Origin of the sequence: Roseovarius mucosus DSM 17069, from assembly GCF_000768555.3 — a bacterium.
Lineage (GTDB): Bacteria > Pseudomonadota > Alphaproteobacteria > Rhodobacterales > Rhodobacteraceae > Roseovarius > Roseovarius mucosus.
On the sequence record NZ_KN293975.1, the window covers coordinates 737,495 to 753,017 of the forward strand.

Sequence of the window (15,523 nt, forward strand, 5' to 3'; positions counted from 1 at the left end):
CGCAACCGCGATCAGAGAGGGGCCGATGACCGACAGGATTGCCGTTGAGGATCTGACCGAAGGTGAGGCGGGGGCCGAGTTAGCGCGGCTTGCCGCGCTCTTGGCGGCGGCGAACCGGGCCTATCACACCGAGGATGCGCCCGAGATCACGGATGCCGACTATGACGCGCTGAAGGCGCGCAATGCGGCCATCGAGGCACGGTTTCCCGCGCTCAAGCGGCCGGACAGCCCATCTGAACAGGTGGGTGCGGCCCCGTCCGAGGGCTTTGCCAAGGTGGCGCATAGCGTCCGGATGCTCAGCCTTGGCAATGCGTTCGAAGCCGAGGATGTGGCGGAGTTCGATACCCGCATCCGCCGGTATCTGGGCCTGTCCGATGACGCCCCGCTTGCCTATACCGCAGAGCCCAAGATCGACGGGCTGAGCCTGAGCCTGAGGTATGAAAGCGGCAGGTTGGTGCAGGCGGCGACCCGCGGCGATGGCGAGGTGGGTGAGAACGTGACCGCCAACGCCCGCACGATCACCGATATTCCCGAGACCTTGAAGGATGCGCCCGAGGTTCTGGAAGTGCGCGGCGAAGTTTACATGAGCCATGCCGATTTTGAGGCGCTGAACGCGCGGCAATCAGCCAAATCCGACAAGGTCTTTGCCAATCCGCGTAATGCCGCCGCCGGATCATTGCGGCAACTGGATGCGTCGATCACAGCCGCGCGGCCGCTGCGGTTCTTTGCCTATAGCTGGGGCGAGGTGAGCGCGCCCCTGGCCGAAACGCAGATGGGGGCGATTGAACGGCTGGCGGCGCTCGGGTTTCAAACCAATCCGTTGACGGTGCTCTGTGATGGGGTGGAGGCGCTGCTTGAGCATTACGCGCGGATCGAGCAGGCACGGGCCACCTTGGGCTATGACATCGACGGTGTGGTCTACAAGGTCAATGATCTGGGGCTGCAAGCGCGGCTTGGGTTTCGCTCGACCACGCCACGGTGGGCGATTGCGCATAAATTCCCCGCCGAACTGGCCTGGACGCGGCTTGAGGCGATCGACATTCAAGTGGGGCGCACCGGGGCGCTGAGCCCGGTGGCGCGGCTGACGCCCGTCACGGTTGGCGGGGTCGTGGTCAGCAATGCCACGCTGCATAATGAGGATTACATCGCCGGGCGCGACAGCAAGGGCGAGGTCATCCGCGGCGGCAAGGATATTCGCGTGGGCGATTGGGTGCAGGTCTATCGCGCAGGCGATGTGATCCCCAAGGTGGCCGATGTGGACCTGACGAAGCGGGCAGAGGATGCGGCACCGTTCGTCTTTCCCACCTCATGCCCGGAATGTGGATCGGATGCGGTGCGCGAAGAGGGCGACGCCGTGCGCCGCTGTATGGGCGGCCTTATCTGCCCCGCGCAGGCGGTCGAAAAGCTCAAGCATTTCGTGTCCCGCGCCGCCTTTGACATCGAGGGGCTGGGGGCCAAGCAGGTGGAACAATTCTACCGCGATGGTTGGATCAAGGAACCTGCGGATATCTTTACCCTGCAAGAGCGCTATGGCTCTGGCCTGCAACAGCTGAAGAACCGCGAAGGCTGGGGAGAAAAGAGCGCGAAGAACCTCTTTGAAGCGATCGAAGAAAAAAGAAAAATCCCCTTTGGCCGATTGCTCTTTGCGCTTGGCATCCGGCATGTGGGCGAGCAGGCCAGCACGCTCATTGCGCGCAATTACGGTACTTGGGAGGAGTTCATCGCCGCGATGGATGCGGCGAAGGGTTTTGACGGGCCGGAATGGGAGCGCCTGCTTGGCATCGACGGGGTGGGCACGGTGATGGCGCGCGCCCTTGTCGGAGCCTTTGCAGAGCCACATGAGCGCGACAGCATCGAGCGTTTGACCAAACATCTCACGGTGGAAGAGGCCGCGCGCCCCAGGACCGAGGGCAGCCCGGTGGCCGGCAAGACCGTAGTTTTCACCGGCACGCTGGAAAAGATGACGCGGGCCGAGGCCAAGGCGCGGGCCGAGAGCCTCGGGGCGAAGGTTGCAGGCTCGGTCAGTGCCAAGACGGACCTGTTGGTGGCCGGTCCGGGGGCCGGGTCCAAGGCGAAGAAGGCCGAGGAATTGGGGATCGAGACGATTGACGAGGATGGCTGGCTCGCCCTCATCGGGGACGCATGAGCGGGCGGCCGGAAATCCTCTTTCCGCTGTTTGCGGGACTGGAAACGCTGGAAGGGATCGGCCCCAAGACCGCGCAGAGCCTTACCGCGCTCGAGATTGCGCGGCCACGAGACCTGTTGCTGACGTTGCCGCATACGGGTGTGGATCGCCGCCGTCGGGCTACGGTGCAGGGGGCAGAGCTACCGGGCATAGTGACGGTCGAAGTGACGGTGGGCCAGCATCGCCCGCCCGCGCGCAAAGGGGGCCCCTATCGCGTGGTGGTCGAGGATGCCGCGACCAGTTTTCACCTTATTTTCTTTCATGCGCGGGATGAATACCTGCGCAAAATGCTGCCCACCGGCGCGCGGCGGATCGTGTCGGGCAAGGCCGAGCTTTTCGATGGGATCGCGCAGATGGTGCATCCCGACCATATGCTGCCCGTTGAGGATGCGGGCGAGATTCCGGATTTCGAGCCGGTCTATCCACTGACCGCCGGTGTCACGCAGCGGGTCATGGCCAAGGGGGTGCAATCGGCGTTGACGCGTCTGCCCGATCTGACCGAATGGATCGACCCGGTGCAAAAGGCGCAGGCGGGCTGGCCCGATTGGGCGGATGCGATACGCGCTGTCCACCGGCCGCAAGAGGCGCGGGATCTGTCGCCCGCATATCCCGCGCGCGAGCGGCTGGCCTATGACGAGTTGATGGCGCATCAGATGACGCTGGCCCTGGCCCGTTCGAAACTGCGCCGTGCCAAGGGACGCGCGACGGTGGGCACCGGGCGCTTGCAGGCGCGGGTGCTCGCGGCGCTGCCCTATGCGCTCACCGGGGCGCAGACACGGGCGATTGCCGAGATTGCCGCCGATATGGCCGCACCCCAACGGATGAACCGGCTGCTGCAGGGGGATGTAGGCGCGGGCAAGACGCTGGTGGCGTTCAAGGCGCTCTTGATTGCGGTCGAGGCGGGTGGGCAGGGGGTGATGATGGCCCCCACGGAAATCCTCGCACGACAGCATCTGCAGGGGCTGCGCCCCTTGGCCGAGAGTGCCGGTGTCGTGCTCGAAATCCTGACGGGGCGCGACAAGGGGGCGGAGCGGCGCGCCAAGCTGGCCGCCTTGGCGCGCGGCGATATTCAGATTCTGGTGGGCACCCATGCGGTGTTCCAAAGGGACGTCGAATTCGCCGATCTGCGTCTGGCGATTGTCGATGAGCAACACCGATTTGGCGTGCGCCAACGTCTTGAACTGGGCCAGAAGGGCGCGCAGGCGGATGTGCTGGTGATGACGGCGACGCCGATTCCGCGCAGTCTGGCCCTTGCGCAATATGGCGATATGGATGTCTCGGTGCTGGACGAAAAACCGCCCGGCCGGCAACCGATCAAGACGGCACTCATCAGCATGGGGCGGATTGACGAGGTGGTCGACCATCTGCGCCGCGCCATCGCCGAAGGGCGGCAGGCCTATTGGGTCTGCCCCCTGGTCGAGGAAAGCGAGGTGGTGGACCTCAGCAGCGCCGAGGAGCGGTTCAAACGCCTGCGCGCGGCCTTGGGTGATGGGCTCGTGGGGCTGGTGCATGGCCAGATGCCGCCCGAGGACAAGGATGCCGCCATGGCCGCCTTTCAACGCGGTGAGACCAGCGTTCTGGTCTCGACCACGGTGATCGAAGTGGGGGTGGATGTGCCCAATGCCTCGATCATGGTGATCGAGCGCGCCGAAAGTTTCGGTCTCGCGCAGTTGCACCAGTTACGCGGGCGCGTGGGGCGCGGGCAGGTGGCCTCGACCTGTCTCTTGATGTATCAGGCGCCGCTGAGCGAAGGCGGTGAGCGGCGGTTAACGACAATGCGCGACACCGAGGACGGATTTCGGATCAGCGAGGTCGATCTCGAGATGCGCGGTGCGGGTGATCTCATTGGCACGGCACAATCGGGGTTGCCGCGGTTTCGGATTGCCGATCTCGAATCGCAATCGGCGCTGATGGCGGTGGCGCAATCGGACGCGCGCAAGCTGTTGCATGACGATCCCGACCTCGTGTCAGACCGGGGGCGGGCGGCGCGGGTGCTCTTGTGGTTGATGGAGCAGGATCAGGCGATCCGTTTGATTTCAGTAGGTTAGATATTTTGTTCACTTATGTTCTCAAAAAGTTCTTTACTTGAGTGGGTCGATATGAGAACAAAGCAGCAACACAGAGGTTTTCAGAAGGAGCCCCCAGATGTTGCACCAGATCAAGACGACTGCGACCCGTGCGCAGGATACGATTATCGGCGATGCGATTGGCGCGCTTGCGCTCATGGTCACGCTTGTGGGTGCGCTCTATCTGCCCGGCCTTTTGTGATTTCTGCCTGAGTTTCTGCCTGCGGGTTTGTCCCGGCGATGGCGGCATCCCTCCTGTCCCAACTCTGGGGATGCGCCACACCACCTGTCCTAACCGGTTTTCGGGAATTGCCTCATTCCTCCCGAATGTCCGGGGCCTGTGACCCGCTCAACTTTGCCGCCGCCGCTGTCCCAAGCGTGCGGCGGTTTTTTCATTCCGAGGGCATGGGGGCAGGGCGCAGGCGCTGTACCAGCACGCTCCCGGTGTCGACGATGCCTTTCATCCGCTCTTCCAGACGGATCATTTCGGACATCACATGGCGCAGGCGCTCGCTCTCATCTCCCAGGGCGCCCAGATCGGAAAAGAGCGCCTCGCTTCCGGCAATCTGCGCCTCGGCATTGGCGACCACGGCGCGCAGATCCTCGATCAGGGCACCTGCATCCTCAGGGGTTTGGTTGCGCAGGTCTGATACCGCCCGGCGTGCTGTATCAAACCACGCTTGTGAGAGGCGCGGCTCTGACTTGGCGCTCAGCATCGCGGCGCGTTCCAGCCTTCGGATGCGCCCGGTCAGCGTGTCGATCCGGTCGCGAAGATCGCTCTGGATGGTGACGATGTCATCATTGACCGTGACCACCCGTTGCAGCACCTCGTCAAGCTCGCCCATCAACCGGGTAATGCGGTCAAGAAAGAGGTTGAGATCGCGCGCCAATACGCCGAATTCATCGGCGCTGCGGATGTCAGCGCGGTGGTTGAGGCCGCCGTAGGCGCGCGCCAGATTGCTGACCACCGTACGCAGGCCCAACAGCGGCTCGAGCCGCGCGCGCAGGATCAGGAACAAAAGGACCGAGTGCAGCACGATCTTGGCTAAGGCCAAGAGGCCAGTCAGGCGCATATCCTCGATCCATTGCGAAAAATCGGTGGCCAGATCGCGCCGCACCGTCACCTCGCCCAGCACATCGCCCACCGCCGCCTCGGTATGGCAGGCAAGGCAAAAGGGCTCTGCCGTGATGGCGAGCGTCGCACTTGCATGGGCGGTGTCGGGCCACTGGCCGCGCGGCAACCCCTCGGGGGTAAACTCGAATCCCTGCTGGATGGATCGGATCGTCACATCCGAGGGAATGATCGCGATGCGATAACCCAGCCCGTCCCAATTGTCCTGAAGGATCGGATAGACCGTGCGCGCGGCCACCGGCCCGCCCTCGTTGCGCATGATCGAGCGCACGTTGTCCGCCAGATCCTGCGCCGCCTCTTGGGCGTCGGAGGGGCCATGCACCCGGAACTTGTAATAGACCATCCCCGCCTTGAGCGCGAATTCCAGCACCGTCACCATCAACAGGATGATGAAGAAGTCGCGGATCATGTGGATCAAAAAGGACTGATCAAATCGCCCGATCAGAGGGCTGTTCTGGTCGAGTTTCTGCCCTGTCATGGCGCTGTCCCCGGCGTTTCTGCAGGGGAGGTAGCGCAAATTTTGGGAAAGGTAAGGGGTGTGGCCCTCAGAAAGGATCGCTTTGCCGCGAGGGGGCGGTCAGGCGCAGGAGGTTTGCGCGCGGACTGTCTCCATCGCCTCGACCAAAGCCTCTAGCGTGAGGAGGATCGAGGCGTGACGGTTCTTGTAGTCGCGCGCGGGGCGAAGAACTTCGAGCCCGTCAAAGGGTGCGGGCGGGGTGGGACCGTCGGATTTCAGCATCTCGCGCAGGGCATCGCGCGCCGCCGTCACCTGTGCCAGATCGCAGCCGATGATCGCGCGGCCCACAACGCTCGCGGCGGCCTGACCAAGGGCGCAGGCCTTCACCTCGGCGGCGTAGTCCGAAATCCGCCCGTCTTCGCAGCGGATATCCACCGTCACGGTCGAGCCGCAGAGCGGCGCGCGGCGTTTGACGCTGGCCTGCGGATCGGCCAGACGCCCGTGATGCGGTATGTCAGAGGCCAGTTCCAATATCCGCGCGGAATAAAGCTTGATAAGGTCGGTTTCGCCGCTCATGGCTTTCCCTTTCGTGTGTTGCCCCATAAATAGGCGCGTGACGCGCAGATGCAAAAGGAAATCCGCCATGCCCTTCAATCCGGCGACACTAAAGTATGATGCAAACGGCCTGATTCCTGCCATCGCCCAAGAGGCCGAAACGGGCGAGGTGCTGATGATGGCCTGGATGAACGCGGACGCCGTGGCGCGCACGCTGGCAACAGGCCGCGTGACCTATTGGAGCCGCTCGCGGCAGGCGTTCTGGATCAAGGGCGAAACCTCGGGTCATGTGCAGGAGCTGGTCGAGATGCGTGTTGATTGTGACCGCGATTGCCTGTTGGTGCAGGTGCGTCAGAGTGGCCCCGCCTGTCACACCAACCGGCGCTCGTGTTTCTACACGGCGGTGCGGGAAGGTCACGAGACAGAGATCATGGCACCGATGGGCTGAGTGGATTCGGACCGCCGAACGTCTAGAGGCCAACCATCGCGCGGATGTCTCTGGGGCTCGCCCCCTGGGCGCGGTAGGTGGAGATGGCGCGCGCGTCGTCGCGTTTGGCCAGCCGCTTGCCCGCGTCATCGCGGATCAGCGCGTGGTGGTGATAGGCGGGTGTAGGCAGGCCCAGCAGGCGCTGCAAGAGCACATGGATTTGCGTGGCTTCTTGCAGGTCTTCGCCTCGTATCACATGGGTGATCCCCTGATCGGCATCGTCAACGACCACCGAGAGGTGGTAAGAGGCGCCCATCTCGCGCCGGGCCAGCACCACGTCACCAACGGTGTGAGGCAGGTTACGGGGTGTGATGATCTGGTCTTTTTCTATGTAAGACAAAGGGTTATCTAGCATTTTGCAGGCTTGGGCCGTGTCGAGACGCAGAGCGCAATCTTCGGGCATCGGGCCCTGCGGCGGGGTCGAGGGGCGGCAGGTGCCGGGATAGATCACGCCATCGGGCCCCAAGAGCGGCGCGCCCTCTTGCGGGGCAGAGGCGGCGGCGCGAATATCGGCGCGACTGCAGGAGCATTGGTAGAGAAGCCCCTGACTCCAAAGCATTTTGAGCGCTGCACGATAGCGGGGCAGGCGGGTGGATTGGCGCAGCACGGGCCGGGGCCGGTCGAGACCGAGCCATGCGAGATCGTCGAAAATCTGTGCCTCCCATTCGGGGCGGCAGCGGGTTTGATCCAGATCGTCGATGCGTAGAAGGAAGGAGCCACCCTCAGCCTGTGCCCGGTCATGCGCCAGCATCGCAGAATAGGCGTGCCCCAGATGCAGCGGGCCGGTCGGCGAGGGGGCGAAGCGCGTTATGAACATTTTTCAAAGACTTATGAGGCAATGCTCATGTTCTGCGCGGCCAGCCATTCACCCCATGCCGCCTTGGCGCGGTCGGTATACCCCTTGTATCGGTCAATGCGCCCGCGCCGCCCGCCTTTGAAGCCATCAATCGGGCGGAAGAGGCCGAAATTCACGTTCATCGGCTGGAAGGTCTTGGCCTCGGCCCCGCCGGTGATGTGGTGGATGAGCGCGCCCATGGCGCTGTCCTGCGGCACGGGGGGCAGGTTTTGTCCCAGGATCTCCGCAGCGGCCAGACGCCCCGCCAAGAGGCCCATGGCGGCGGATTCGACATAACCTTCAACCCCGGTGATCTGCCCGGCAAAGCGGATATGCGGGCGTGAACGCAGGCGCATCTGCGCGTCAAGCAGCGTCGGAGAATTGAGGAATGTGTTGCGATGGATGCCGCCCAAGCGGGCGAACTGTGCGTTTTCGAGGCCAGGAATCATTTTGAAAACAGCAGTTTGCGCGCCATATTTCATCTTGGTCTGAAAGCCTACGATATTGTAGAGCGTGCCAAGCGCGTTGTCGCGGCGCAGCTGCACCACGGCATGCGGTTTGACGTCCGGCGCGTGGGGATTGGTCAGGCCAACGGGCTTCATCGGGCCGTGGCGCAGGGTCTCGCGGCCACGTTCGGCCATGACCTCGATGGGCAGGCAGCCGTCGAAATACCCCGCCGTTTCGCCCTCGTGAAACTCGGTCTTGTCGGCGGCCAGCAGCGCGTCGATGAAGGCCTCGTATTGATCGCGGTCCATCGGGCAGTTGAGATAGGCGGTGCGCTCTGCCTCGGTTTCGCCCTTGTCATAGCGCGACTGCATCCAGGCGCGCGACATGTCGATGCTCTCGTGATAGACAATCGGTGCGATGGCGTCGAAGAAGGCGAGTGCCTCGGTGCCGGTCTCGGCGGCGATTGCGCGACCCAAGCCTTCCGAGGTCAGTGGGCCGGTCGCAATGATCCAATGGCCGCTATCGGGAAGTTCCGTGATTTCATCGTGTTGCACGGTGATCTTGGGGTGATCCAAGAGCCGCGCCGTGACCGATTGGGAAAAGCGGTCCCGGTCCACCGCCAGGGCCCCCCCGGCGGGCAGACGGTTTTCATGGGCCATGGCCATGATCAGCCCGTTCGCCGCGCGCATTTCCCAATGCAACAGGCCCACGGCGTTCTGCTCGTCATCATCCGAGCGAAAGGAGTTGGAACAGACCATTTCCGCCAGATCACTTGTGCGATGGGCAAAGGTTTTGACGTTTGGGCGCATTTCGTGGATGACCACGTCGACGCCCATGTTGGCGGCTTGCCACGCCGCCTCTGACCCGGCCATGCCGCCGCCGATGATATGCAATGTCTTGTCCATGAGCTGCGATCTAGGCCATTGAGTCTGGTTTGGAAAGGGGCGTCACTGATCCCAATCGGGCGCGCGTTTGTCGATGAAGGCGGCGATGCCTTCGGCGGTGTCGCGGTCGAGCATGTTCTCGACCATCACTGCGCCGGTATGGGCATAGGCCGCCTCCAACCCCATTTCGAGTTGCTCGTAAAAGGCGCGTTTGCCGATGCGCACGGCAGAGCCGAGTTTGGCCGCGACGGTCTGGGCGAGGGCCATGGTCTCGGTCTCCAGATCCTCGGCCGGAACGGCCCGGTTGATGAGGCCAAGCTCTGCGGCACGGGTGGTGTCGATAAAGTGCCCTGTGGTCAGCATCTCGAAGGCCTGTTTGCGCGGTATATTGCGGCTGAGCGCCACCATCGGGGTGGAGCAGAAAAGGCCGATGTTGACGCCATTGACGCCAAAGCGCGTGCCATGCGCCGCCACGGCCATGTCGCAACTGGCCACCAGTTGACAGCCCGCTGCCGTGGCGATGCCATGCGGGGCGGCAATGACGGGCTGAGGCAGGGCGCGGATCGTGGTCATCATCCGGGCGCAGCGTGCGAAGAGATCTGCGAAATAGGCGCGCCCGCCATCCTCTGCCTGTCGCCCGGCTGTCATCTCCTTGAGATCGTGGCCCGCGCAAAACGCCTTGCCGGCGCCCAGGATCGTGATCACGCGTATGCTGCGATCCTGTGCCAGCCGGTCGAATTCGGCCTGAAGGGCCGCCAGCATCGCATCCGAAAGCGCGTTGAGATTTTCGGGTGAATTGAGCGTAAGCCGGGCGATTGCGCCCTCGTCGGTGCGGTCGAGAATTGCCATCTTGTAACCTTTTGTGCGTTAGGGCCATTCTAGCGTGGAACGAGGCAGGGAGCAAAGCATGAGCGTCAAGATGACCGCCGAAGACCTGATGGAATTTCTGGACCGGGAATTTCCGCAGGTCTCGGGCGAGTTTGCGATTGAAGAGGTGGGCGCCATGCGGGTGCGCACGCGGCTCCTCGTGGGAGAGCGGCATTTGCGGCCCGGTGGCACGGTCTCGGGGCCGTCGATCTTTGCTCTGGCCGATGTGTCGGTCTATCTGGCGATTCTTGCGATGATTGGGCCGCAGGGGCTGGCCGTGACCACCAATTGCAGCATTGATTTCATGCGCAAACCGGCGGCTGGGGTGGATCTGATTGCCGAGTGCCGGTTGCTCAAGCTGGGGCGGGTGCTGGCGGTGGGCGATGTGCTGATCTATTCCGACGGGCTGAGCGCGCCGGTGGCACGCGCGAGTTTGACCTATTCGATCCCCCCCAAGTGAGGGCGCGGGCGGCGGCCGGTCTGCCCTTCGGATCACCCCGAAGGTATTTTACGACGGGCGAGGCGCGAATTGCATGGGGTAACATAATACCTATTTTTTAAGGCATTGTTTTCTAAGGTATAATTTGAACATATGGCGGTTGACCTGTGCATCGAACTGATTATAACCCGTCCATCGCATCAGAGGCGCCCGCTGGGTGGCCAAAACTGATCAAGACCAAAGACCAAGCACAAGGTTCTGCCTGACATGAAAACATTCTCTGCTACCCCGGCAGATATCGACAAGAAATGGATCCTGATCGACGCCGAGGGCGTTGTTCTGGGCCGTCTTGCCTCGATCATCGCCATGCGTCTGCGCGGCAAACACAAGGCCAGCTTTACCCCTCACATGGACATGGGTGACAACGTGATCGTCATCAATGCCGACAAGGTTCAGCTGACCGGCAACAAGCGTAACAAGCCCAACTATTGGCACACTGGCCATCCGGGCGGCATCAAATCCCGCACCACCGGCGAGATCCTCGAGGGTAAATACCCCGAGCGCGTCGTGATGCAGGCGGTCAAGCGCATGCTGCCGGGCAATCGCCTGAGCCGCACGCAGATGACCAACCTGCGCGTCTATGCAGGCGGCGAGCACCCCCACGAGGCGCAGAGCCCCGAGGTGCTGGACGTCAAATCCATGAACTCCAAGAATACGCGGGTGGCTTACTGATGGCTGACGAAATCAAATCCCTCGAAGGTCTCGAAGCCGTCGCTGGCGGTGTGAGCGCCGCAGCCGTGGCGATGGAAGCTCCGCGTGAGCCGGTGCGCGATGCGCTTGGCCGGTCCTATGCCACGGGCAAGCGGAAAGATGCGGTTGCCCGCGTTTGGATCAAGCCCGGTTCGGGCAAGGTTGTGGTCAATGGCAAGCCGATGAACGAGTATTTCGCGCGTCCCGTGCTTCAGATGATCCTGAAGCAGCCGTTCACGGTTTCTGGCACCGAAGGCCAGTTCGACGTGATGGCAACGGTTGCCGGTGGTGGTTTGTCGGGTCAGGCCGGTGCGGTCAAGCATGGTGTGTCCAAGGCACTTCAGCTTTATGATCCCAGCCTGCGCGGCGCGCTCAAGGCGGCCGGGTTCCTGACCCGTGACAGCCGCGTCGTGGAACGGAAGAAATACGGTAAGGCCAAGGCTCGCCGCAGCTTCCAGTTCTCGAAGCGCTGATCCATTTCGGATTATACACTCAAAGGGCCGCCCACTGGGCGGCCCTTTCGTATGTGACAGAGGTTTCAGGCGGTGGGCTGCGCCGGTGTGGGGTTGCGGCGTTCGTCGATGAACTGATCGAATTCGGCCTTGTCGCGTGCATCGCGCAGGCGTTGCAGGAAGGCTTCGAATTGCTCTTGCTCTTCTTCGAGCCGGCGCAGCGTGTCGGCCTTGTAGGCGTCAAAGGCGGCGTTGCCGGTGTTGCGCGTGGCGTGGCGGCGTTGAAAGCGGGGTGTTGCGCTGCGACAGGTCATGCGGTTGCTCCAAATCATATAGCCGAGTAGGGCGAGGCCGATTGGCCAAAAGACGATGAAACCAAGGATCATCGCGATGATCCAAGCGGGTTTGCCTTGGCGATCAAGCCAAGATTCGGCCTGTGAAGGCCAGGTGGCGATGGCGGACATGTGGTCTCCTTCTCAGTTGTAAATGTTACTTACATTTACATAAGTGGGGTGCCAATTTTGCCATGCAAGAGGTGTATTCGGATTTTTTGAATCAGGAGCCGCTGTCAGGTGGAATGAGGCCCAGACCGCGCAGATAGACGCTGATCCCGGATTCGAGCAGGTCTTCGGGAGGGAAGGGCGCGCGCGCGCCCGGAGCACCGCGTGCGTAAAGTTCGACCACCCCGTGGCTCATCGCCCAAACATGGGCCGCGAACATCGCCGCAGGCGGGCGGCGGTCGGGTGGCAAATGCGCAGAGAGGGCGGCCGCGGCGCGGGTGAGGATCGCTTGCGCGCGTCCCGCCGCGTCGGCCAGTTCCGGGTTGGTGTTGACCGAGAGACCGGATTCGAACATCGCCACATAATGCCCCGCATTCGAGCGGGCAAAGGCCAGATAGGCACGCCCCGTCGCCATGAAAGCCGTCAGCGGATTGGGGCGGGCATCGTTGAACGCGGCTTCCATCCGGGTGACAAAGATTTCAAAGCCTTGGCGGGCGGCCTCGGCAATCAGAGCCTCGCGGCCTGAAAAATGCCGGTAGGGGGCGGCGGTCGACACGCCGGCCAGCTTGGCGGCCTCGGCCATGGTAAAGCCCTGCGGTCCTTTTTCGGCAATAAGGGCCAGCGTGGCCTCGACCAGAGCCTGCCGCAAATTGCCGTGGTGATAGCCCTGTTTACCCATGCCAGACTTCAGGGCCGCCAACGATGCCCGCATCACAGACGCCCACCGCGCGGACGTCCTTGCGGGCATAGTCCAGTTGGCTGAGGACATGGCGGATGGCCTCGATCCGGGCGCGCCGTTTGTCATCCGAGCGCACCACGGTCCAAGGCGCGTGATCAGTATGGCTGCGGGTCAGGGTTTCGGCGATGGCGGCGGTGTAGCTGTCCCATTTCTTGAGACCTTCGACATCAATCCAGCTGAGTTTCCATTGCTTGAGCAGATCCTGTTCGCGGTCGAGAAAGCGGCGGAGTTGTTCGGCGCGCCCGACATTGAGCCAGATCTTGAAGAGATGAATGCCCTCATCAATGAGCATCCGCTCGAAATCCGGCACTTGGGCAAAAAAGTGCTCGCGCTGTGCGTCAGTGCAAAAGCCAAAGACCTTTTCCACCACGGCGCGGTTGTACCAGCTTCGGTCATAGAAGACGATTTCGCCACCCGAGGGCAAATGGTCGATATAGCGCTGGAAATACCATTGCGTTGCTTCGACGTCTGAGGGTTTGCTGAGCGCCACGACGCGCGCGCCGCGCGGGTTGAGATATTCACGGAACCGCTTGATCGTGCCACCTTTTCCCGCCGCGTCACGTCCCTCAAAGAGGATGGCAATGCGCGCGCCGCTTTCCTTGGCCCAATGCTGAAGCTTGACCAGTTCGATTTGCAGCTTTGCGATCTCTTTCTCGTAGGTCTTTTTCGAAAGCCCCTCGGAATAGGGGAAATCGCCGCCCAAGATGTCATCCTTGTCGGCGCGGCGGATTTCCTTGCGGATCGCATCGGGGGCTTCGGTTTCGAAAAAGGCGCTGATTGCGCCGTCAAAGGGCAGGTCCATGGGGCCTCTCGCAATGGTTTCGGGCCAGTATGGCGGCTCAATCGGCGGGGCGCAATCCGGCGCGGGTTGCAGCGCGATTTATAGCGGAAACGACCGCCTCGGGGGCGCTGTGATGCGGCATATGGCCGACGCCGTCGAGAACGGTCAAATGCGCGTCTTTGACCTGCGCCGCAAGCGGTTCGGAGTGGATCGAGACACCTACGGTGGTATCGGCGGTGCCATGCACGATTTCAACGGGCACGCTAATCTCGGCGTAACGCGTGTGCAGCGCCTCGATCTCACCCAGAAGGTTGGCGCGTTGCAGGGCATTGGCGCGCAAGGAATGGCGGCGGAGTGTCAGGCCCGCGCCGATATGATCCATGTAACCGGCGGGCGGTTCTTGCGGCGCAAAAATCTCTTGCACAGCCTTTTCGACGCGGCTGTCGGGGACAAAGGCGGTGAGGAGCGGGATCACAAGCGGCCCCAGCACGGGATGCGAGAGCACGCGGTAGTAGGTGGAAAGGCCCGTATCCCAGGGCTCCGCAGCACCGGCGATGTTCACCAGGGCCGCGATGTGATCGGGCTGCGTCACAGCCCATGCAAGCGCCACGGCGCCCCCATAGCTGTGTCCCAGCACGATCGGTTTGTCGGCTCCCAATTGCGCCGCCGCCTCTTGCAGGAGCGCCGCTTGCTGGGTGATCGTGGCACCGGTGCGGTTGATCCGCGGAGTATATCCGAGACCGGGACGGTCCAGGACGATCACGCGGTAGTCCTGCGCCAGACGCGGGGCAAGATCAAAGGTCAGGTCGCGGGTGTTTCCAGAGGCCCCGTGAATGAGCACGAGATCGGGGCCCTTGCCCATCACCACCGCATGCACGGGGTGGCCTTGGACCGTGATGATCTGGCCCTCGGGGGGAAAGGCCGCCTCGGCGCGTGCCTCATGGCTGCGCGCGCGATGCTGGGTCCAGCCCCAGAGCGCGGTCAGGCAGGCCGCGAGCAGGATCAGGGATTTAACCGCCAATGGCATTCATGTCGAAAGGGGTCGTTTGATAGATCTGGTTCACCCAGTTGCCATAGAGAAGATGCGCGTGGCTGCGCCAGCGGTTTTGCGGCGGGCGTGCGGGATCGTCGCCGGGGTAGTAATTGCAGGGCACATTGATGGGCGTGCCATTGGCCACGTCGCGGTCATATTCCTGTTTGAGCGTGTCGCTGTCATATTCGAAGTGGTTGAAGATGTAGAGCGCACGGCGCGTGGTATCTTCGACCAGGCAGGGGCCAACCTCGTCGCTGTCGAGAAGGATCCTGAGGCCTGGCACAGCATCGATCTCGGCGCGCTTCATTTCGGTCCAGCGGCTGACGGGGATCACGCAATCGTCGGAAAACCCACGCAGATAAGGCGAGGCGGGTGCCATGTTGCGGTGCCTAAAGCACCCAAAGGCCTTGGCGGGCAGCATGTGCTTCTTAACCCCGTGGAAATGGTTGATCATGGCCATGCCGCCCCAGCATACGCCAAAGGTGGAATGCACATGGGACTGGGTCCAGGCGAACACGCGCTCCAGCTCTGCCCAATAGGTCACGGCGTCGAAATCGAGATGCTCGATTGGCGCGCCGGTGATGATGAGGCCATCGTATTTGTCGCCAGAGGCGGCGACCTCGTCAAAAGGGCGATAAAAGCTCTCCATATGCTCGGCGGCGGTGTTCTTGGTCTGATGCTCGCTCATGCGGATCAGGTCGAAGTCGATCTGCAGCGGCGTGGCCCCGATCAACCGGGCGAACTGGTTTTCGGTCTGGATCTTTTTCGGCATGAGGTTGAGGAGGCCGATGCGCAGGGGGCGAATATCCTGCCGCGCGGCCTGATCCGGATCCACCACCATTACCCCTTCACGCGTCAGCACGTCATAGGCGGGCAGGTCTGCGGGGATCTTGATGGGCATAGGGCGGGTTTCC

Annotated in this window: 16 protein-coding genes and 1 pseudogene; 7 read left to right on the top strand and 10 right to left on the bottom strand. The window is 62.6% G+C overall.

Features of this window, described 5'->3' with window-relative positions; all coding sequences use genetic code 11:
• The first annotated feature begins 25 nt into the window (after positions 1-25).
• The 3 genes from ligA to ROSMUC_RS21545 all read left to right on the top strand — a co-directional run bounded on the left by ligA (position 26) and on the right by ROSMUC_RS21545 (position 4,453).
• Entirely contained in the window at positions 26-2,146 is a 2,121-nt protein-coding gene (ligA, locus tag ROSMUC_RS03735; protein WP_037269926.1) for an NAD-dependent DNA ligase LigA, read from the top strand.
• On the top strand, positions 2,143-4,233 hold the full coding sequence (gene recG, locus ROSMUC_RS03740; protein WP_037269648.1) for an ATP-dependent DNA helicase RecG: 2,091 nt from the start codon (positions 2,143-2,145) through the stop codon (positions 4,231-4,233). The genes ligA and recG overlap by 4 nt, the downstream gene beginning before the upstream one ends.
• A gap of 97 nt (positions 4,234-4,330) precedes the next feature.
• On the top strand, positions 4,331-4,453 hold the full coding sequence (locus tag ROSMUC_RS21545) for a hypothetical protein (protein ID WP_281256573.1): 123 nt from the start codon (positions 4,331-4,333) through the stop codon (positions 4,451-4,453).
• A gap of 190 nt (positions 4,454-4,643) precedes the next feature.
• On the opposite strand, the gene ROSMUC_RS03745 is transcribed toward ROSMUC_RS21545, so the two are convergent.
• A complete protein-coding gene (locus ROSMUC_RS03745; protein ID WP_037269651.1) occupies positions 4,644-5,861 on the bottom strand; it encodes a HAMP domain-containing protein in 1,218 nt (405 codons plus the stop codon).
• A 99-nt stretch (positions 5,862-5,960) separates the two neighbouring features.
• Positions 5,961-6,416 (bottom strand): iron-sulfur cluster assembly scaffold protein, encoded by a 456-nt coding sequence (locus tag ROSMUC_RS03750; protein ID WP_037269928.1) that lies wholly within the window; start codon positions 6,414-6,416, stop codon positions 5,961-5,963.
• 67 nt (positions 6,417-6,483) lie between these two features.
• Here ROSMUC_RS03750 and hisI point away from each other — a divergent pair, with 67 nt between their 5' ends.
• Positions 6,484-6,843 carry a phosphoribosyl-AMP cyclohydrolase gene (gene hisI / locus ROSMUC_RS03755; RefSeq protein ID WP_037269653.1) on the top strand — a complete coding sequence of 120 codons (360 nt, stop codon included), beginning with the start codon at positions 6,484-6,486 and terminating at the stop codon, positions 6,841-6,843.
• Positions 6,844-6,865: 22 nt separating this feature from the next.
• Here hisI and gluQRS read toward each other — a convergent pair whose 3' ends face one another.
• The 3 genes and pseudogenes from gluQRS to ROSMUC_RS03770 form a co-directional block, all read right to left on the bottom strand.
• The gene (gene gluQRS / locus ROSMUC_RS03760) at positions 6,866-7,699 is read right to left on the bottom strand and encodes a tRNA glutamyl-Q(34) synthetase GluQRS (RefSeq protein ID WP_037269655.1); all 834 of its coding nucleotides are present in this window, start codon (positions 7,697-7,699) and stop codon (positions 6,866-6,868) included.
• Positions 7,700-7,710: 11 nt separating this feature from the next.
• A pseudogene (gene trmFO / locus ROSMUC_RS03765) lies at positions 7,711-9,084 on the bottom strand (methylenetetrahydrofolate--tRNA-(uracil(54)-C(5))-methyltransferase (FADH(2)-oxidizing) TrmFO); the annotation flags it as partial.
• 27 nt (positions 9,085-9,111) lie between these two features.
• Positions 9,112-9,897, bottom strand: coding sequence for an enoyl-CoA hydratase (locus ROSMUC_RS03770; RefSeq protein WP_037269659.1), 786 nt, complete (start codon positions 9,895-9,897; stop codon positions 9,112-9,114).
• A 58-nt stretch (positions 9,898-9,955) separates the two neighbouring features.
• Here ROSMUC_RS03770 and ROSMUC_RS03775 point away from each other — a divergent pair, with 58 nt between their 5' ends.
• The 3 genes from ROSMUC_RS03775 (at position 9,956) to rpsI (ending at position 11,577) form a co-directional block, all read left to right on the top strand.
• On the top strand, positions 9,956-10,375 hold the full coding sequence (locus tag ROSMUC_RS03775; protein WP_037269661.1) for a PaaI family thioesterase: 420 nt from the start codon (positions 9,956-9,958) through the stop codon (positions 10,373-10,375).
• Between the two features lie 246 nt (positions 10,376-10,621).
• Positions 10,622-11,086, top strand: coding sequence for a 50S ribosomal protein L13 (gene rplM, locus ROSMUC_RS03780; RefSeq protein ID WP_037269663.1), 465 nt, complete (start codon positions 10,622-10,624; stop codon positions 11,084-11,086).
• Positions 11,086-11,577: a 30S ribosomal protein S9 gene (rpsI, locus tag ROSMUC_RS03785; RefSeq protein WP_037269666.1), complete on the top strand. Its 492-nt coding sequence runs from the start codon at positions 11,086-11,088 to the stop codon at positions 11,575-11,577. The genes rplM and rpsI overlap by 1 nt, the downstream gene beginning before the upstream one ends.
• 65 nt (positions 11,578-11,642) lie before the next feature.
• Here the strand turns inward: rpsI and ROSMUC_RS03790 are convergent, their stop codons facing one another.
• The 5 genes from ROSMUC_RS03790 to metA form a co-directional block, all read right to left on the bottom strand.
• Positions 11,643-12,020, bottom strand: a complete 378-nt coding sequence (locus tag ROSMUC_RS03790) for a DUF2852 domain-containing protein (protein WP_037269667.1) — start codon at positions 12,018-12,020, stop codon at positions 11,643-11,645.
• A gap of 91 nt (positions 12,021-12,111) precedes the next feature.
• Positions 12,112-12,735 carry a TetR/AcrR family transcriptional regulator gene (locus ROSMUC_RS03795; RefSeq protein ID WP_037269930.1) on the bottom strand — a complete coding sequence of 208 codons (624 nt, stop codon included), beginning with the start codon at positions 12,733-12,735 and terminating at the stop codon, positions 12,112-12,114.
• Positions 12,728-13,597, bottom strand: coding sequence for a polyphosphate kinase 2 (gene ppk2, locus ROSMUC_RS03800; RefSeq protein ID WP_037269669.1), 870 nt, complete (start codon positions 13,595-13,597; stop codon positions 12,728-12,730). The genes ROSMUC_RS03795 and ppk2 overlap by 8 nt, the downstream gene beginning before the upstream one ends.
• Positions 13,598-13,634: 37 nt before the next feature.
• Positions 13,635-14,603 carry an alpha/beta fold hydrolase gene (locus ROSMUC_RS03805; protein ID WP_037269671.1) on the bottom strand — a complete coding sequence of 323 codons (969 nt, stop codon included), beginning with the start codon at positions 14,601-14,603 and terminating at the stop codon, positions 13,635-13,637.
• Positions 14,587-15,510, bottom strand: coding sequence for a homoserine O-acetyltransferase MetA (gene metA, locus ROSMUC_RS03810; RefSeq protein ID WP_037269672.1), 924 nt, complete (start codon positions 15,508-15,510; stop codon positions 14,587-14,589). Before metA ends, ROSMUC_RS03805 begins: the two co-directional genes overlap by 17 nt.
• Positions 15,511-15,523: the final 13 nt, after the last annotated feature.